This is a genomic window from Paenibacillus sp. FSL R10-2771 (assembly GCF_038000205.1).
GTDB lineage: Bacteria > Bacillota > Bacilli > Paenibacillales > Paenibacillaceae > Paenibacillus_AQ > Paenibacillus_AQ phytohabitans.
The window spans coordinates 6,152,155-6,172,283 of record NZ_JBBOBM010000001.1 but is presented as its reverse complement, the minus strand read 5'-3'; the positions used below and the strand labels follow the sequence as shown (position 1 = coordinate 6,172,283).

The window sequence follows — 20,129 nt, the reverse complement described above, 5'->3', positions numbered from 1 at the left end:
GGGAATGAAGATGCTAAGCAGGGATGAGAACAGTCTGAGTCTTCCCTCTAGATCAGCTGTGAAGTCAGCGGCAGTGATGACCATGATCTGCGGCGCAGCAGTGATTCTGCCGCTGCTGATCGGCTTCGCCAGTGCGAAGCTCAGCTCATCGAACAGTCTGCAGGGAGTGATACTGGCAGGAATCCTCTTCCCGGCCTTCCTGCTGGCGCTGCTGAATACACGGATGCTGATTCCTTACACGCTGCTGATCTGGGCGGTTGCCCCGGAGCTGCGGCGGATCGCAGACTGGTATGAAGGGGTGTATCACTCCGTATCACTGCTGAGTCTGGCTCCCCTGCTCACCGGAGCTACCTTAGCCATTCCGGTGCTGAAGGAGATTCACAAGATCCGCAAATCCTCTACCCGGATCCTTCTGCTGTTCTCCATTGCGCTGGCCTACGGCGCGATGATTGGCCTCGCAAAGAACGGCATTGGCTCGGTATACGATCTGGCGAATTATATCGTTCCACTGCTGCTGATTCCGTTCTTCGCGGTAACCCAGTACAAACCGAAGGATATCGACCGGCTGCTGTACGCTTTTGCGAATATCGCCGTGCTGGTTGCAGCATATGGAATTGTACAGTATCTGACGGTTCCCCCGTGGGACGCCTTCTGGATGCGGAACGCGGATATGATGTCCATCGGCACACCGTATCCCCTGGAGATCCGGGTGTTCTCCACTCTGAATTCTCCGGGCCCGGCGGCAACCTTCCTGGTCTTCGCACTGGTCCCGATGATTCTGGAGAAAAGATGGCAGGGGACACTGCGCTGGATCGGTGTTCTGCTCGTAGTAGTCTGCCTGCTGACTACGCTGGTGCGTTCCGCATGGCTGGTCCTGCTGGTGATGCTGCTGGTGTACATTGCCTCCTCTCCATCCAAAGGCAAATGGAAAACCCTGCTTCAGCTTGGATTCGTGGCAGCCGCGCTGTTCACGATTGTTCCCAAGCTGCCGGGGGCAGAGGGGCTGGTCGCCCGGATGGAGACCCTCACCTCGGTGCAGGAGGATCATTCCTACAATGAACGTCTCAGCCTCTGGACGAACATGCTGCCGATGGTGGCAGGTAATCCGGTCGGGCAGGGTATCGGCAGTGTAGGACAGGGGACGAAGATCGGCAACGGCGGGGAGCTTGGTGAATACGGGAACATGGATAACGGTGTGATCGCACTGCTGCTTACCTTCGGAGTACTCGGCGCATTGTTCTTTTTCGGAGCCCTGGGGGCCGTCATTAAAGAGATTGCCGTCAGAGTAACCAGCAAGGATCATCTTCAGCCTTATGCCCGCCTGTCGCTGGCGGCATGGATGGGGGCTGTGGTAAGTCTGGTATCGGATAACGGATTTCCGGGCCTTAAGGGTTATCTGATCTGGATGCTGATCGGACTCGGACTCAGTGCCAAAGAGATTACTCAGAGCAGAAAGAAGGGTATACCACATGCAGCAGTTGAACGCAAAATCACTTCCCGCTAGTACAGTCTGGTCCTCCCTCCGGCGCTTCACGAAGAGTAAGGACAATAGCTCGGCTGCCGTCAAAACAATGTTCGTCAGCGTACTGATTCTGCTGGTCAATATGCTGACCGGCGTGCTGACCGCGCGGTATCTCGGCCCGACAGGTCGGGGGGAACAGACCGCTATGGTGAACTGGTCACAATTCCTGGCGTTCAGCATGAGCTTCGGTATCCCCTCGGCACTGATCTACAACGCCAAGAAAAACCCGGATGAAGCCGGGGTGCTGTACAGGGTGGCGCTGCTGATCGGACTTGTGTTCGGAACCATGGCCATGATCATCGGAATTATTGTTCTCCCGTATTGGCTGAAGTCCTTCAGCCATGATGTTGTGGTCTTCGCCCAGTGGTCGATGATCCTGTGTCCGCTGATTGTGGTCTCACAGGTCAATAATGCGGCGTTCCAGTTCAGAGGCGATTACAAAACCTTCAACTGGCTGCGTTATCTGATTCCCCTGCTGACGCTGGCCGCGATTGGGATACTCATCCTGACCGGACACATGAATCCTTATACAACAGCGCTGGCCTATCTGGTCCCGTCGGTTCCGCTGTTCATCGGAATGACGGTCTCGCTGCTCCGCACCTACAAAGTAAAGCTGCGGGATGCCTATCTTAACTTCAAAAGATTGTTTACTTACGGTATGGGCTCCTATGGTAATGACCTGCTTGGACAGTTCTCTTATTACATAGACCAGATCATTATTGCCGGGCTGCTCCGGCCGGCCGATCTGGGGCTCTATGCGGTTGCGGTAAGCTTGTCGCGAATGGTCAACTTCTTCTCCAATTCGATTACGGTGGTCCTGTTCCCCAAAGCCTCCGAGATGTCGAAGGACGAAGCGGTAGCCCTTACCTTCAAGGCTTTCCGGATCAGTACTACCTGTACTCTGCTAGGCGCAGTGTTCCTGATGCTGGTTGCCCCGTTCGTCATCCCGCTGCTCTACGGCAAGGATTTCAATACGGCGCTTACCGTGTTCCGCCTGCTGCTGCTGGAAGTGACCATCAGCGGAGGGACGCTGATTCTGGCCCAGGTGTTCATGGCGCTGGGCAAGCCGAAGTTCGTATCCATCCTTCAGGGAGTCGGCCTCATCCTCGTGATTCCGCTGCTCTTCCTGCTGGTGCCGAAGTTCGGATTGTTCGGAGCCGGAGTGGCTATGCTCTCCTCGGCAGTGCTGCGGTTCCTGTTCATTATTCTTAATATCAGATACAACCTGAAGGTTAAGCTTCCGCGGCTGCTTATTAACGCCCAGGACCTTCAGTGGCTGAAGACGACGATGAATTCGTATATTCGCAAGAAACCTATGGATGTGTAAGCAGGTAAGTAATTGATTCAGCGAGCCGAGAATACGAGGCGAGCGACTTATCTGCTAAAAAACCAAGGGACGGTGCTTGGAGGGGCGCAGAGAAAATTTGGAGCTGCAGGAGCGTCAGCGTCCGCCTTTGTCTTCTGATTTCAACCGCAAACAGCGGTCCAATCAATGAAATCAGAAGACAACAGCGGCCGGAAGCCCAAACTTTTCTCGCAGCGACGACACACACCGGACCTACAAGGCAAAGGAGGATACCTTCATGGATTCAATGACAAGCGTGCTTGGCGGCCGGGGGAGTTACCCGATATCGGCGGTCATCATTGCTCAGGATGACGAAGTTCGAATCTCCGCAGCAATTCAGTCCTGCCGGTTGTTCGCCGACGAGGTGGTTGTAATCGACGGGGGCAGCAAAGACGGGACGGTCCAGCTGTCCGAGAGCCTGGGATGCCGGGTGTACGTTAACCCATGGCCCGGATACGCGAAGCAAAGGGAATTCGGAGTGGAACGCGCCGTCCATGATTGGGTCTTCCTGATTGATACCGACGAAGTGGTCAGTGAAGAGCTGGCGCGGGATATTCTGGAGCGCAAGCCGGGACTTACGGATGCTACCGTAGCGTTCTCGCTATACCGGATTGGTGATTTTCTCGGCAAATGGCTGGATAAGGGTGAGTACCTGGTGCGGCTGTATAACCGCAAGGAGTACGGCATCCGCAACAGCCTGGTGCATGAGATGCCCGAGGTATCCGAGGAACGGACGGTGAAGCTGAACGGAACGCTGTGGCATCAAGGCTTCCGCAGCATCAACGACCACGTGGCCCGGTTCAACAAATACACGGATCTGGAAGCGCAAAGCGCCTTTGAAAGCGGCAAGCCGTTCAAATTGAGCCACCTGCTGCTGAGGCCGCCGGCACGTTTCCTGCAGAAGTATTTCGTGCACGGATTATTCAAAAAAGGAATTTCAGGCTTCGCGGTATCGATATTCTGGGTGATGTATGAATTCATGGTCGGCTTCAAGCATTACGAATTACACAGCTCCGGCAAGCTGACCCGGCATAATGCCATGGGCCAGGCCGACAAGGAGAACAAAGGGGAGAGAAGCTATGTCGTACAATGACGGATTGAACATTATGACGACCGGCCTCAGCTGGCCCTCGTTACAGCCCGGAGGACTGAACACCTATTTCAAATCCGTATGTGAGCAGCTCTCCTCACGGAACCAGGTGCATGCCCTGATCTGTAGTCAGGAGACACCTGCTACCCCGAAGGAACTGATCATCCACAACGCCGGTGATCCCAAGGAGACGATCTGGAAACGCAAGGATGCCTTCCAGCGCAAGGCGGCGGACCTGATGGGAGACGGCAGCGGGCGGATTGATATCCTCTATACCCACTTCGCACCTTACGGCATCGGGCCGGCGATAGAAGCGAAGAAGCGGGGCATTCCGGTGGTTATGACCTTCCACGGCCCCTGGAATGAAGAGATGAAGATCGAAGGTCAAGGCATCAGGCACAAGGTGAAAACAACGATTGCCAAATCGATTGAACATAAGGCTTACAAGCTGGCAGACAAATTCATTGTCCTGAGCGAATACTTCCGGGGTATGCTGCATGATCTGCACGGGGTGCCGCTGCACAAGATCATCGTCATTCCGGGTGCGGCTAATGTGGAACGGTTCGTGCCTTCCACCAACCGGCTGGCGATCCGGCGGACACTGAATCTGCCGGAAGGTGCAACTACCGTGCTGACGGTCCGGCGGCTGATGAACCGGATGGGGCTGCTGCAGCTGCTCGAAGCCTGGAAGCAGGTTGCCGAACGGTTCCCGAACGCAATTCTGCTGATCGGGGGCAAAGGCCCGCTGCGCGGTGAGCTCGAAGAGAAAATAGCCGATTACGGACTGGGCAACAAGGTCCGGCTCCTGGGCTATATTCCCGATCATGAGCTGGCCTCCTATTATCAGGCGGCGGATATGTTCGTCGTTCCTTCGCAGGCGCTGGAAGGCTTCGGCCTGATCACCGTGGAGGCGCTGGCCTCCGGACTTCCGGTGATGGCGACTCCGGTCGGCGGCAACAAAGAGATTCTGCAGGGCTTCCGGCCGGAGCTGCTGTTCAAGAGTGCAGGCAGCGACGATATGGCAGAAGGCATGATTCATATGCTGAGCAACCGCAAGCTGCTGCCGGGCCGTGACGAATGCCGGAATCATGTGCTGGAGAAATATACCTGGCAGCATGTAGGCGATCAAGTGGAGTCCGTATTCCTCGAAACTTTGGGAAAGGGTGTGAGCGTAGGATGATCAAAGTCGCTTATATTGATCACACCGCCAAATGGAGCGGCGGAGAGGTTGCCTTGTTCAACATTCTCACCAACATCGGTGAACAGATTAGCCCGCTGGTGATTCTGGCGGAAGAAGGCACTTTGGCCGAACGGCTGCGGGAGAAGGGCATTGATGTCCGCATTATCCCGCTGGACGAGAGCATCCGCAGCCGCGGACGCAACGCTGTGAACCTCGGTGCTCCGGCTGCTGCAATGAAGCTGCTGGCCTACGGCCGTAAGCTCGCTCCGCTGCTCAAAGAGGAGAAGGTCGATTGCGTGCATACCAATTCGCTGAAATCGGCATTTTACGGAGCGGTGGCTGCCAAAAAAGCCGGAGTGCCCCTGATCTGGCATATCCGGGACCATATCGGAGCCCCGTACCTGAAGCCGGTTGTCGCCAAGGCGATCCGGCTGCTGTCACGCCTGCTGCCGAACGGCGTCATCGCCAATTCCCATTCCACGCTGAATGCGCTGGAGCTGCCGCGGTCGAAGAAGACGCTGGTCGTTTACTCCGCTTTTGCCAAAGCGATTGGTGAAGGGATCGGCAAGCGGGACCAGAAGGACTTCAATGTCCTGCTGGTGGGACGCCTGGCTCACTGGAAAGGCCAGCATATTGTACTGGAAGCCGCCAAGGCCTTCAAGCATGACAGCCGGGTGAAGTTCTGGCTTGCCGGAGACGCGCTGTTCGGGGAAGAGGAATACAAACAGGAATTAATTCAGCAGATGCAGCAAGGCAACATTACCAATGTCAGCCTGCTGGGTCATGTAGATGATATACAAGGACTTATGAACAAAGCCGATTTACTGATTCACACGTCGATCACCCCCGAGCCGTTTGGCCAGGTCATCGTCGAAGGTATGGCGGCTGGACTGCCGGTGATTGCCTCCAATGAAGGCGGACCGGTTGAGATTGTAGTTCCTGGCGTAACAGGAATGCTGATCCAGCCGGGAGATGCTACTGTACTTGCAGACTCCATCACCTGGATGCTGAACCATCCCGAAGAGCGTAGACGGATGGCGGATAATGGAATGAAACGGGTGAAAGAGCATTTTGTCATCGAGAATACGGTCAAGGATATCGTCGCTTACTACAAAGGTTTGCTGGCGGTTACCTGACCCTCGTACTTGGACAATGCTTAAGACTTGCTTCACTATCCGTTTCTACCATGCGTTCACTGCTTGATGATGCTGCTCCATAAAACTTTGAGGATGATTCACATGAAAATTGCGATAGCGCACGATTACTTAATCCAAATGGGCGGAGCGGAAAGAGTGGTGGAGGTTTTTCATCACATGTATCCGGATGCTCCGATCTTCACAACGGTTTTTAACGGAAGCCGCCTGACCGATAACCTCAAAGATGCGGATATCCGGGCCTCCTGGCTGCAGAAAATCCCCGGCGTGAAGCGGAATTTCAAAGGGGTGCTGCCGCTCTATCCCATGGCCGTCCGCGATTTGGACTTCAGCGGGTATGATATCGTCCTTAGCTCCAGCAGTGCTTTTATGAAAAGCATCCAGGTGCCCGAGTCTACATTTCATCTGTGTTACTGCCATACCCCCATGCGGTTCGCCTGGGATTATGACACTTACATGGAGCGGCAGTCGAATTCCGGATTATTCAAAAGACTGCTCAAGGTGTATATGCAGCGGCTGAAGAACTGGGACCAGCGTACCTCCAAAAATGTAAATCAGTTCGTAGCCAACTCCTCCGTCGTGAAGACGCGGATTCAGAATTATTATCACCGGGATTCCGATGTGATCTTCCCGCCGATCAATACAGCACGCTTCACCAGCTCCCCTACCATTGGAGATTACTATCTGATCGTATCCCGGCTGGTTTCCTACAAGCGGATCGATCTGGCAGTGGAGGCGTTCAACCGTAACGGTGTGAAGCTGTACATCGTGGGAGACGGGCCGGACCGCAAGCGTCTGGAAGGCATGGCTAAGGATAATATCTCTTTCCTGGGCCGGCTGGAGGATGAAGAGGTGACAGGACTGATGTCGCAGTGCCGGGCTTTTGTTTTTCCCGGAGAAGAGGATTTCGGCATTACGCCCCTGGAGGCGAATGCAGCAGGAAGACCGGTCATCGCCTATCAGGCCGGAGGAGCGCTGGACACGATTATTCCTTACGTCAACGGCGTGTTCTTCCAGCACCAGGAAGTTGATGATCTGCTCCAGGCCATTGATGAAGCAGAATCCTACGCGTGGGATATCGAGCAGATTATGGGCCATGCACGTAAATTTGATGAGCAGGCGTTTATGGTCCAGTTCAAGCAGTATGTGGAACAGGCCTACGTCAATTTCCTAAAAGGAGGATGATTGTATGAAACTCGCAGTAATCGGTACCGGATATGTAGGTCTTGTCTCAGGTGTCTGCTTCACCCTTAACGGAAATCATGTCATCTGTGTGGATAAGGATGAGGCGAAGATCGAGAAGCTGAACCGGATGGAATCCCCAATCTATGAGCCGGGTATTGAGGCACTGATCGAAATGAATCTCCGCGAGGGCAGGCTGAGCTTCTCGGCAGATCTTAAGGATTCGGTCCGCCGCTCCGACATCGTCATCCTTGCCGTAGGGACCCCCTCACTGCCGGGCGGTGAAGCGGATCTAAGATATATCGAAGGGGCAGCCATTGAAATTGCGCAGGCAATGGAAGGCTACAAGGTCATCATGACCAAGTCAACCGTACCCGTAGGCACCAATGAGAAAATCCGCAATTTGATCGCTTCGCACACGAATCATCCCTTCGACATTGTCTCCGCCCCTGAGTTCCTCCGTGAAGGCTCCGCGATCCGCGATACGCTGCATCCCGACCGGATCGTGATCGGACTCGATAATCCTGAGCTTGAGCCGATGATGCGCCAGCTTCATCAGGGCTTCACGGACAATGTATTCGTCACGGATATCCGCAGCGCCGAGATGATTAAATATGCTTCAAATGCATTCCTGGCTACTAAAATATCGTTCATTAACGAAATCGCCAATATATGCGAAAAAGTGGGAGCTGATGTAACCGAGGTGGCCGAGGGCATGGGAATGGACCGGAGAATCGGATCTACATTCCTGCAGGCCGGTATCGGTTATGGAGGCTCCTGTTTCCCGAAAGACACCAATGCGCTGATCCAGATTGCCGGTAACGTGGATTACGAGTTCAAGCTGCTGAAATCGGTGGTCGAGGTCAATAAAGGCCAGCGCTTCATGATCATCTCCAAGCTGCATGAATCGCTGGGCAGCCTGCGCGGCGCAGTCATCGGTATCTGGGGCCTCGCCTTCAAGCCGAACACCGATGATGTCCGCGAGGCGCCTGCCCGTGAAATCGTTGAAGCGCTGGTAGCCGAAGGCGCCACGGTGAAGCTCTATGATCCGATTGCCGCCGAGAATTTCCGGGCGCAATATGATCACCCGCAGCTTCGCTGGTGCGGGCTGGCGGAAGAGGCTGCCGAAGGCAGCGATGCGGTATGCCTCCTGACCGACTGGAGCCAGTTCAAGGATATCGACCTGCATCTGCTGGCGAAGAGCATGCGCCGTCAGGTGTTGATCGACGGCCGCAATGTCTATAGCAAAGAGCAGATCGAAGGAACCGGCCTGGAGTATCATTCTGTCGGACGCCCGCAGATGGGCGGCCTTAGCGGATTCTCCGCCAGCGTTGCTGGCGCGGTCTAAGCTCTTGGTCTATCAGTGATCCTGCAGCCTCCCACTGAAAGTGTGATGCACGGGGAAATTAGAGGGAAAAACCCCTCTAATTCCGCTGAAAGTAAGCTGTATGGGGAAATTAAGGGAAAAAATCCCTCTGATTCCGCCGAAAGTGTGCTGTACGGGGGAATTAAGGGGAAAAATCCCTCTAATTCCGCCAAAAGTGTGCTGTATGGGGAAATTAAGGGGAAAAATCCCTCTAATTCCGCCAAAAGTGTGCTGTATGGGGAAATTAAGGGGAAAAATCTCTCTGAATGCACCAGATATGTGCTGTATGAGGAAATGAGGGGCAAAAGTGCTCCTGATTTCACCGGATGCGGGCTAAACGAGGAAATGAGGGGCAAAAGTGCCCTTGATTTCACCGGATGCGGGCTAAAGGAGGAAATGAGGGGCAAAAGTGCTCCTGATTTCACCGGATGCGGGCCAAAGGAGGGAATGAGGGGCATTAGTGCTCTTGATTCCACCGCCGCGTAAGTGAACGTAAAACCTTGGAACAAGAGTGTTATGTTTCCCCTTCGCTGCTACAGCGAGCGGAAATCCCTTGGAACAAGATGCATTTAATCCCTTAAATCTCTCACCGCCGCTTAGTTGAGCGGCGCCGCCTTGGAACAAGCGTGAAATGGCTTTTGTCCCCGCAAAAGCAGGCGGGGCAGCCGCAGGTTCAATTGCCGCAACAACAAGCGGCAGCAGCTGATTCAATTGCCGCTCAACCAAGCGGCAATAGCCGGATCTTTAGCCGGGAGCTTCGCCTGCGGGCGAAGCGAATAAGCCAGCTGTTATGTAATGGAACGGAGAGGGATTTTGGAACTGTAGGAGCGTTAGCGTCCGCCTTTGTCTCCGGATTTCTACCGCGATAAGCGGTTTAAATCAGGAAATCCGGAGACAACAGCGGCCGAAAGTCCAAACATTCCTTGCAGTGACCCTCATAACAGCCGCTTTTAGGCTTAAGCAAACGCAGCCAGCTCCCAATAACAATCCGATATTTTCGCGACATCATATAAACTTAGGAGGGTTCACTTATGAAACTAGTACTTCTATCAGGCGGTTCTGGTAAACGGCTCTGGCCTTTGTCCAATGATTCACGTTCGAAGCAATTTCTGAAAGTACTGGAAAGCCCGGCAGGTGAACCGGAATCCATGGTACAGCGGGTATGGAGACAGCTGCAGGAGACAGGGATGGCGGAATCGTCCTACCTGGCTACCGGCCGCAGCCAGGTAGAGATGATTCAGAGCCAGCTGGGCAGCGGGGTGCCGATTATCGTTGAGCCGGAGCGGCGCGATACCTTCCCTGCCATCGCACTGACAGCAGCTTATCTGTATTCGGTCGCCGGTGTTTCACCAAGCGAGACGGTAGCCATCCTGCCCGTCGATCCTTATGTGGAGTCGTCCTTCTTCGAAACCGTTCTGCAGCTGGAGAGCACGATGCTGGAGAGCGGCGCCAATCTGGCGCTGATGGGCGTAGTTCCGGAGCATGCCTCCGAGAAATACGGCTATATCATTCCTACCAGCGCCGAAGCGGGGGCGAGCGGGTATCTGCAGGTGAGCCACTTCCAGGAGAAGCCGGACCGCAAGCAGGCTGAGGAGCTGATCAGCCGGAACGCGCTCTGGAACTGCGGCGTGTTTGCTTTCCGTCTAGGTTATCTGCTGGATATTCTGCAGCGCAAAGGACTGCCGCTGAACTATGAGGAACTGCAGAAGCAGTATAAACTGCTGGCTTCCATCAGTTTTGATTACGAAGTGGTGGAAAAAGAAGAGAATATCGTGGTTCAGCCTTACGCCGGATTCTGGAAGGATCTGGGCACTTGGAACACGCTGACTGAAGAAATGACCAGCAATCATGTCGGCAAAGGCTTCGTCACTGCAGATTCCGAAGGCACCTGCCTGATCAACGAGCTGGACATTCCGATCACCGTGATCGGAGCGAAGGATCTGATTATCGCCGCCAGCCCGGACGGAATTCTGGTTACGCACAAGGCGGAGAGCCCGCGCATTAAAGAAGTGCTGAAATCTTTTGAACAAAGACCGATGTACGAAGAACGCCGCTGGGGCCACTACAAGGTAATTGATTATGTGAAATATGCGGAAGGCAATGAGGTGCTGACGAAGCGAATCTTTATCTCTGAAGGTAAAAATATCAGCTATCAGCTGCATCACAAACGCAGTGAAATCTGGACCATTGTCAGCGGTGAAGCCAGCATTGTGCTCAATGAGAAAATGCATAATGTGAAGGCGGGGGATGTCGTACGGATTCCGGAAGGCACCAAGCATGCGATCCTGGCATTGACAGATATGGAATTTATCGAAGTGCAGACCGGCTCTGAGCTGGTGGAGGAAGATAACATCCGAATCACCTTGGATTGGGAAGATATCGCCTTGCAGCAATTCATTTCATAGGTCTAATCTATCTATATAACCAATTGTTACAAATCCAAAACAGGTATTAAGAACCATTTATTAAGAAAATTTCATTTTTGCTCTAAATTAAAACTAAATAGGGACGATACTTACGGTAAGAGGGATTAATCCTTCCAATACGACAAAGGCAAACCTAATCGAAAGATAGGGACGCAAAGCTATAGGGCCTTCGCAAGAGTGGCAGCCTGGCTACCGAAAGGAAGATGGATTTTGATAACTTACCGTAAGTCTCGTTTGCTGTGCACTGTGCTGTCTCTGGCCCTTTTATTGACTGCAGTACCTCTGGGACTCGGCGGAATGCCTTCATCTGCAGAAGCTGCGTCTAGTTCCAAAGCGCCCATTAATCCGGAGGCTTCAACCGAAGCAGTCAGATTGCTGGATGATCTGTATTCTATCACTGGAAAAGGCATTATTACCGGCCAACATGACTATCTGGAAAGTCCGGACGAATTCAGCAACAAGCTGAAAGGAACCAGCGGACAATATGCTGCTCTTCACGGCTATGAACTGGGCGTAATCAGCGGGCAATCGGAAAGTACAGCAGCGGCGCAACGCAGAAATGTTGTGAACAGCGCGATCAACTGGTATAAGGGCGGCGGCATTGTAGCCATGACTTTTCATGAGAATCTGCCCGGTACCGCATACCTCTGGTCCAATGTTCAGAAACCGCTGAGCCAGGCGGAATTCAATAAATATATTACTCCGGGTACAACACAGTACACTGCATTGATTGCAGATCTGGACAAAGTGGCAGTTTCACTTAAAAGCCTGCGGGATGCTGGTGTTCCCGTACTCTGGAGACCTTACCACGAAATGAACGGTGACTGGTTCTGGTGGGGGAAGAAAAATAACTTTGCTGCGCTTTGGAATATTATGTATGACCGTTTCGTAAACGTTCATAAATTAAACAACCTGCTGTGGGTATGGAACCCCAATGCACCCAATGCCTGGTCTGATCCTTATGCGCTGACCTACCCGGGGGCTGACAAGGTGGATGTACTCGCGGCAGATATATATGAGAACGATTATATGAATAAATATCATGACAGCCTGCTCGCACTTGCGAATGGCAAACCGATTGCCATTGGCGAGAATGGACAAATGCCAAGCACAGCAAAGCTGCAACTCTCACAGAAAAATTGGGTATATATGATGAGCTGGGGAAAAATGCTGTATGAAACCAACACAGTTGCTACCATCAAAGGTTTCATGAGCGACAGCTATACTGTGACCCGGGACGATTATAAAGCAGGCACATTTGCTACGGCGACGCCGAAACCAACAGCAACGCCAACGCCGGAACCGACAGCAACGCCAGTACCAACAGCAACACCAACGCCGGTACCAACAGCAACACCAACGCCAGTACCAACAGCAACACCAACGCCGGTACCAACAGCAACACCAACGCCGGTACCGACAGCAACGCCAACGCCGGTACCAACAGCAACACCAACGCCGGTACCGACAGCAACGCCAACGCCAGTTCCAACAGCAACACCAGCGCCGGTACCGACAGCAACGCCAATACCGATACTGACGCCGCCCCCTGCTTCCAATGATTCTGTGACGGCCCCCGTCGTTCAGAATGGTCTTCAGGGAGAATACTACAAGAACATGACGCTTTCGGGCACTCCGGTTCTGGTCCGGAATGATGCGCTGCTGAACTTTAACTGGCGCCAGGCAGCGCCGGATGCCAAGCTTGGAGTGGATAGCTTCTCCATACGCTGGACGGGTCAGATCAAACCTTCTTTCAGTGAAACCTATCAGATTATCACTACATCCGATGATGGTATCCGCGTCTATATTGACGGCACAGCTGTAATCGACAGCTGGACCAAACAGAGCGGTACCGAGCGTACAGGAAGCATAAACCTGCAGGCAGGCCGGCTGTATGATATCAAAGTGGAGTATTACGAGAATGCCGGCGATGCCAATATCCGTCTGATGTGGCAGAGTCCAAGCCAGGCGAAGGCAACTGTCCCTACAAGTGCGTTATTTGTGAACACGGCTGCTTCTTCAGCCAGCAAAGCAGCTTTGGATGCTCCGGCTGTGACTGCAACACCAGTACCAACAGCAACGCCGTTACCAGTATCAACACCAACACCGGTGCCAACAGCAACGCCGACAGCGGCACCAACGCCGACAGTGGCACCAACGCCGACAGCGGCACCAACGCCAACAGCGGCACCAACGCCAACAGCGGCACCAACGCCGACAGCGGCACCAACGCCGACAGCGGCACCAACGCCAACAGCGGTACCGACGCCGGCAGAAGCTCCATTACCGGAGAATCTTACGGCCGAGGCTCCTGCGGCGAATGGGCTGGTTGCGGAATATTTCAATAATATGACGTTGTCTGGTGCTCCGGCAGTGGTACGTACCGATGCAGTGCTTGACTTCAACTGGCGTCAAGGCACGCCGGATGCCGCAATCGGCATAGATTTCTTCTCTGTACGCTGGAGCGGTAAGCTCAAGCCGCTATACACTGAGACTTATCAGATTTATACCACTTCAGATGACGGCATCCGCGTACGGATCAATGGTGAGCTCGTGATCGACAGCTGGATGAAGCAGAGCGGGACCGAACGCACAGGAAGCATAAGCCTGACAGCCGGTCAGCTATATGATATACAAGTGGAGTACTATGAGAATCAAGGAGATGCCAGAGCACGCCTGATGTGGGAGAGTCCGAGCCAAGTTAAGGCAACGGTTCCTGCGAGCGCACTGTTTCTCCCTTCCGCTTCCTAAGATCATACCCCCGCAGCTGTATTCATTATTGGCGCTGATACTGGTTAAGACGTTACAATTCTAAATCCTATAAAGTCCAATCTTAATGGCCCTGCTATTAGCAGGGCTACTAAGCTATAGACCATCCGGTTAATTCATTGCAGCCTCTTAACAGAGAACTGCATACCTGCACGCCTAAGGCGGCAGTGAAACCCGGGGAAAGGAGATTATATTGAACACTTACCGTAAGTACAGGCTATATACAACAATTATTCCAATTATCCTTATCCTTTCACTTCTGCCATGGGGGGAGGCGCGCAGTCTTCCCGTAGCACGCCCCGTAAACACTCCTGCCGCTTCCATCAAACCCGTTAATCCCTCCGCTTCCAAGGAAGCCACAGCACTGTTAAGCTATCTTGCCGATCTCAGCGGCAAAGGTATGATCTCCGGCCAGCATGATTATCTGGAGAGTCCTGATGAATTCAATAATAAGCTTAAAAATGCAAGCGGGCAGTATGCCGTTCTGCACGGCTACGAGCTGGGAGCTATTAACAACCAGTCCAAGGAGACCATTGCCAGGCAGCGTCAGGCTGTCGTAGACAGTGCCATTAAGTGGCACAAAGGCGGAGGCATTGTGGCGATGACCTTCCATCAGAATCTGCCGGGAACCTCTCCCGAATGGGCTAATGTAAAAATGAATCTGAGCCAGGATAAATTTGACGCCTATGTTACTCCGGGAACCCCGCAGTACAAAGCTCTAATCGCCGAGCTGGATGAGGTAGCCGGGTACTTGGGTGAACTGCGGGATGCCGGAGTTCCGGTTTTATGGCGTCCATATCACGAAATGAACGGCAACTGGTTCTGGTGGGGGCAAAAGGATAACTTTGCCCAGCTGTGGGATATAGTGTACGACCGTATGGTGAACACGCATAAGCTGAATAATCTGCTGTGGGTATGGAACCCGAATGCACCGAACGAGTGGGCAAAGGCTTACAGCAATTATTATCCGGGTGCCGCCAAGGTGGATGTACTGGCAGCCGATATTTATAACAATGACTTTAAGCAATCCTATTACGAGAACCTTCTGAAGCTGGCTGACGGCAAACCCATCGGTATCGGGGAGAGCGGAGAGCTTCCAGACCCTGTCATATTGTCTCAAACCCAGAGTAAATGGGTATATACGATGACATGGGGGAAAATGCTGCTCGAGAATAATAATCTCCAGAAAATTCAAAGCTTTATGAGCAATAAGTACACCGTATCACGGGATGATTACAAGCTGGCACTGAGTGCTCAGCTCAACGCACTTACAGCGGTATCTCGCAACGGTCTCAAGGGGCAGTATTTCGGCAATACGGAGCTGTCTGGCAAACCGCTGCTTACCCGGAATGACAACAGGATTGACTTCAACTGGCATGGAGATTCACCAGCGCCGGGAATCGGCAAGGACTCTTTTTCCGTACGCTGGACCGGTAAGATCAAGCCAGTCTACAGTGAAAAGTATACTTTTACAGCCTCTTCCGATGACGGCATCCGTGTGTGGATCGGCGGCAAGCTGATCATTGACAGCTGGAAGAAGCAAAGCGGTGTCAGCCGGGAGGGAAGTATAACTCTTACAGCCGCAACTGCCTACGATATTAAAGTGGAGTATTATGAGAATCACGGTGACGCAAGCGTCCGTCTGATGTGGCAAAGCCCGCGCCAGAAGCAGGCGGTGATTCCCCAGAACGCGCTGACTCTTCCTTGAGGAATGAAGCTGGTCATCACGAATGCGGCTCTACGGAAACCGGTACATTACAGCCACCCTGGAAGAAAGTGAGGACAAGGGAATGAGGACTAGACTCAAAACAAAGAGAAATAAACCCATTCATCTACTACTAAAATTTGCAGCATTGATCATCTTGTTTCTGTTGTCCGTTTCTGTCTTCGGAGAGGATGGGACAAATAGCGGCGAGGTGGAAGTTGACATGTCGGAATTATCTGCAGCCAAGGATGCGGGTCCCGCAGTTCCGGAGGGGACTGTACTATGGAGGCTGGGCCAGCATGACGGTTCAGCCGCAGAGTTTACAGCAGCCGGATCAAACGGGGCCAAGGGGGTATTCAGCGTTGCTTCAACCGCAGTGAAGGCGGCGGAGCTTCAGAGTATCCCGTCCGGGCTGCACGGCGCTACCAATCCTGAACTGCGGATTACCTACAAACTGGATAAGATCCCGGTTAACGGGGTCTTATTTCGTGTCAGCATCCTTGATGCCTACAAATCCGTACCGCAGATGAGCGTATTCTCTAACCGGCAGCTGTCAGGGATTATTCAGATTGCCGGTGTGAACGGTACGGACAGTAAATACGATTTCCGCAAAACCTATGAGCTGTACATTCCCAAAGAACAGCTCATCAGCGGAACCAACGAGCTGACACTGCGGGCAGCGCGCGGGATCTATTCCTCCGCTGCGGAGGATAAGTATAACTGGTGGACATGGGATAACCTTAGTCTGGAAGCACTGAAGACTCCGGTCAAGGAGCCGATTCACGGGAGCTATACGCTGACCGGAACCATGGTCAACAACAAACAGTTCTATTTTGACAAAGGTGCAGTTACGCATTTGCCTTATATTATGAAATGGCTGGGTTTAGCCTACAGCGGCAACATTATGCGGACCAGCTGTGCCAGCGATGTGGGCAGATCCTGTGAGAATATGGGAGAGTACTACGAGGTCCTGAAGGATTATAATATGCAGGCTGTTGCCCTCTATCTGTACACGGGTGATATCAAGCTCAAGGAAGACGGTTCACTGCCGGATGATGCGGAGAAGAAGCTGACCGATTATTTCAAGCAGTACGGCCAGTATTTCCAGTATTATGAGGTGGATAATGAGCCCGGACTGTTCAACCGTTCCAAAGCAGTCAATCTGGCGATAGCCGACTGGCTGAATAAGAAAGGCAAGACGATCGCACCGCATCTGCAGACGGTGGCCCCGGGCTGGGCATACTGGCCGGGTTACAGCGAAGATTCCTGCGGTAATCAGAAGGGGACGCTTAAGCAGTGCGGAGATCCGGACGGCTGGGAACGGGACCCGGAGCAGCGGAACGAGCTGGAGGAAGTAACGGATTTGACCAATGGGCATTCCTATGGTGAATCCTACATTTTCAGCAATGGAGGCAGCTTTACAGAGAACCTGAAGACCTTTGGGGGAGCTGTAGACGGCCTCAGCAAAAAAATGCTCACCACCGAATTCGGCACCTCGGATTCTCATGTGGATGCCTATCAATACGGCGCGTCCGAGCGGACTGCGGCGGTGTTTGACCGGATTATGCGGGGGCATATCGGATATGCCGATATGTTTGTGCAGCATGCGGCTTTCTTCAAGAACTTCAGTCTGTTCAAGTACGGCTTCAACCTGGAGGAGCATGATCCGGGAGCTACAGAGATTTATTATACCAAAGAAGGTGAAGATTCACGCGTAAGTATTATGCGCCGGCTGGATCTGGCTTATGCCACACACGGGGCGCCGCTGAGCTACCAGATTACGAACAAAGATGATTTGGCTGACAAACTGGTGTATGTGCGGGCGGTAGACACTTCCACCCTTGAGCCTCTGGCAGGCAGCGGAGCCACATCCAACAAGCTGCTTGTGAACTTTGTCAATTTCGAAGAAACCGAGCAGACCGTTAAAGTAAAGGTGACCATGCCGGAGAAGACCGTATATGAGGGTGAACGCTTTGGCCGCGGAGATACTTATGAAGAGGCACGCAGCTATATGTCGGGCAGGAATGCTACACCTGTGCTGGAATTCACCGAAACGCTGGCTCCGGGTGAGGCGGTGCAGTATATTCTGCAGCCCTCTTCCGAAGTAGCGGATGTGGCGCCGCAAGGCTTCAAGGCCGCGGCAGTCAAAGGGCTGTCGATGCATCTGAGCTGGCTGGAGGCTCCCGGGGCAAGCTATGAAGTGCTCCGGGCCGACGGCCCGGGCAGTGAACTGAAAGTGATTGCGGCAGGTGTGCAGAGCACAGAGTACACTGACCGCAAACTGCAGGAGGGCACATTGTATACTTATGCGGTAAGAGTGTCAGGCTCTGGCGTCATGTCGGAGAAGACGCAGATTACAGCAACCGGACTCGTCCCGCTGGACCGGACCGGCTGGAAGGTTACGTCTAATGTGAACACGGCAGCCTCGAAGCCGGAGAGTGCCATTGACGGGGACCGGCGCACACGCTGGGATACCGGTAAACATCAGGCATCAGGTGAATACTTCCAGATTGATTTAGGTGCAGTACATGCAATAGAAGCCATAGAGCTGATTTATACTTTATCGTCGTATGATTATCCGCGGGGATATACCGTCCAGGTATCCGATGATGCCAAGAGCTGGACACAGGTAGCATCCGGCAAAGGGAAGCTGGAGTTGACCAGAATTGCCTTTTCCCAGGTCCAAACCCGTTATATCCGCATACAGCAGACAGGTTCCGGAGGCAACTATTGGTCGATTCAGGAGCTGCAGGTGTATTCAAGAGAATAAAGGACGGCATAATAAGCTCCGTGGATTTAAGAAGCCACCGGGGTTTTTTGCTGCGAAGTATGAATGGGAAAGGGGGCGGACGGATCGATGACTCATCTTGCAGATCAAATTATTCTGCTGCTGGCGGCTTTGCTGCTGGTAGGCGTGCTGTCCACCAAATTCTCCACCCGTTTTGGAATGCCCGCACTGGTTCTGTTTATCGCTGCCGGGATGGTGCTCAGCCATTTCATTTATTTCAACAATGCTTCATTAACACAGATCGCCGGGATTTTTGCGCTTGTGGTTATTCTGTTTGAAGGCGGAATGCAGACGAGTATGAAGGATATCCGTCCGGTCATGAAGCCGGCGCTGTCGCTGGCTACGGCAGGTGTGCTTGTGACAACGGGGGTTGTCGGTGTTTTTGCCAGATTTATATTAGGCGTGCCGTGGGCGGAGAGCTTCCTGTTCGGGGCGATTGTCGGTTCGACGGATGCGGCTGCGGTGTTCTCAGTACTGGGCGGCAAAAACATTGATAAACGCCTGACCTCCACACTCGAAGCAGAATCAGGCAGCAACGATCCGATGGCGGTATTCCTCACCGTCTCCCTGATCGAATGGATACAGCATCCTGATACTGCAATCTGGAGTCTGGTGCTCTCCTTCTTCTGGGAGATGGGGATTGGTCTCCTGCTGGGGATTCTTATCGGTAAGCTGGCTACATATCTGATCAACCGGATCAATCTGGACTCCACCGGGCTGTACCCGGTGATGGCCATCGGCTTTGCGGTTCTGACCTACGGGGTTTCGGCGATGGTCCACAGCAGCGGTCTGCTTGCCGTCTATGTCATGGGGCTGGTGCTGGGGAACTCCGAGCTGATGTATCACCGTACGATCATGAATTTCAATCACGGCTTTGCCTGGATGATGCAGATTGCCATGTTCATCCTGCTCGGACTGCTGGTCTTTCCCCAGGAGCTGGCGGATATTGCCTGGCAGGGTATACTGCTGTCCGTTATTCTAATGGTAGTAGCAAGACCTGCGGGTGTATTCATCAGTCTGCTGTTTGCCAAGTTCTCCTTCCGCGAAAAGACACTGATCTCCTGGGCCGGACTCAGGGGCGCCGTCCCCATTGTGCTTGCGACCTACCCGCTGCTCGCGGGGCTTCCGCAGGGCCGGCTGTTCTTCAATGTCGTTTTCTTCGTAGTCCTGACCTCGGCGGTCATTCAGGGAACGACCATTTCGCCCTTGGCCTCGCGGCTTAGACTGGTAGGACGGGAGGATGCATCCCAGCCGTCGCTGATGGAGCTCGTGGCTCTTGGCAAGACGGATTCCGAATTTAACCACATCGGGATTGACCGGCATATGCCGATTGCCGGGATGCAGATTGCGCAGATCGGGCTGCCGGATGATATCCTGTTCACCGCGATTATCCGCAACAAGAGCATCGTGACGCCGCATGGCAGCACGGTTATTGAACCGGGTGATACAGTATATGTACTCAGCCCCAAGACCAAACGGGACGAGATGCGGGCGATCTTCCGGAGCGGGAAGGGGAAGGCGGCGGAGACAGATATCACATCGGTTTAGGATAAATGTGAGCTTCTCTGCCGGGTGAAGTGATTTGTGTCAATATAGCAGATT

At 53.3% G+C, this 20,129-nt stretch carries 13 protein-coding genes and 1 riboswitch; all 13 genes read left to right on the top strand.

The features are described from left to right. The first annotated feature begins 4 nt into the window (after positions 1–4). A complete protein-coding gene (locus NSU14_RS26605) occupies positions 5–1,504 on the top strand; it encodes an O-antigen ligase family protein (protein ID WP_042133951.1) in 1,500 nt (499 codons plus the stop codon). After that, a complete protein-coding gene (locus tag NSU14_RS26600) occupies positions 1,470–2,849 on the top strand; it encodes an oligosaccharide flippase family protein (protein ID WP_042133953.1) in 1,380 nt (459 codons plus the stop codon). Before NSU14_RS26605 ends, NSU14_RS26600 begins: the two co-directional genes overlap by 35 nt. 256 nt (positions 2,850–3,105) lie before the next feature. After that, positions 3,106–3,960, top strand: coding sequence for a glycosyltransferase family 2 protein (locus tag NSU14_RS26595; RefSeq protein ID WP_042133955.1), 855 nt, complete (start codon positions 3,106–3,108; stop codon positions 3,958–3,960). Further along, on the top strand, positions 3,947–5,137 hold the full coding sequence (locus NSU14_RS26590) for a glycosyltransferase family 4 protein (protein ID WP_042133957.1): 1,191 nt from the start codon (positions 3,947–3,949) through the stop codon (positions 5,135–5,137). The genes NSU14_RS26595 and NSU14_RS26590 overlap by 14 nt, the downstream gene beginning before the upstream one ends. Continuing rightward, the gene (locus tag NSU14_RS26585; protein WP_042133960.1) at positions 5,134–6,273 is read left to right on the top strand and encodes a glycosyltransferase family 4 protein; all 1,140 of its coding nucleotides are present in this window, start codon (positions 5,134–5,136) and stop codon (positions 6,271–6,273) included. The genes NSU14_RS26590 and NSU14_RS26585 overlap by 4 nt, the downstream gene beginning before the upstream one ends. A gap of 102 nt (positions 6,274–6,375) precedes the next feature. After that, on the top strand, positions 6,376–7,476 hold the full coding sequence (locus NSU14_RS26580; RefSeq protein WP_042133962.1) for a glycosyltransferase: 1,101 nt from the start codon (positions 6,376–6,378) through the stop codon (positions 7,474–7,476). 4 nt (positions 7,477–7,480) lie between these two features. After that, positions 7,481–8,821: a UDP-glucose dehydrogenase family protein gene (locus NSU14_RS26575; RefSeq protein ID WP_042133965.1), complete on the top strand. Its 1,341-nt coding sequence runs from the start codon at positions 7,481–7,483 to the stop codon at positions 8,819–8,821. 45 nt (positions 8,822–8,866) lie between these two features. Then, positions 8,867–9,325 (top strand): hypothetical protein, encoded by a 459-nt coding sequence (locus NSU14_RS26570; RefSeq protein ID WP_340947811.1) that lies wholly within the window; start codon positions 8,867–8,869, stop codon positions 9,323–9,325. Between the two features lie 545 nt (positions 9,326–9,870). Then, complete coding sequence (locus tag NSU14_RS26565) at positions 9,871–11,244, top strand: sugar phosphate nucleotidyltransferase (protein WP_042133969.1); 1,374 nt, start codon at positions 9,871–9,873, stop codon at positions 11,242–11,244. A 137-nt stretch (positions 11,245–11,381) separates the two neighbouring features. Beyond that, a riboswitch (cyclic di-GMP riboswitch) is annotated at positions 11,382–11,462 on the top strand. A 37-nt stretch (positions 11,463–11,499) separates the two neighbouring features. Then, on the top strand, positions 11,500–14,016 hold the full coding sequence (locus tag NSU14_RS26560; protein ID WP_340947810.1) for a PA14 domain-containing protein: 2,517 nt from the start codon (positions 11,500–11,502) through the stop codon (positions 14,014–14,016). Between the two features lie 211 nt (positions 14,017–14,227). Beyond that, a complete protein-coding gene (locus NSU14_RS26555; RefSeq protein ID WP_340947809.1) occupies positions 14,228–15,742 on the top strand; it encodes a glycosyl hydrolase in 1,515 nt (504 codons plus the stop codon). Between the two features lie 220 nt (positions 15,743–15,962). Beyond that, positions 15,963–18,509: a discoidin domain-containing protein gene (locus NSU14_RS26550; protein ID WP_340947808.1), complete on the top strand. Its 2,547-nt coding sequence runs from the start codon at positions 15,963–15,965 to the stop codon at positions 18,507–18,509. Positions 18,510–18,596: 87 nt separating this feature from the next. Beyond that, complete coding sequence (locus NSU14_RS26545) at positions 18,597–20,075, top strand: potassium/proton antiporter (protein ID WP_042133975.1); 1,479 nt, start codon at positions 18,597–18,599, stop codon at positions 20,073–20,075. Positions 20,076–20,129 lie beyond the last annotated feature (54 nt).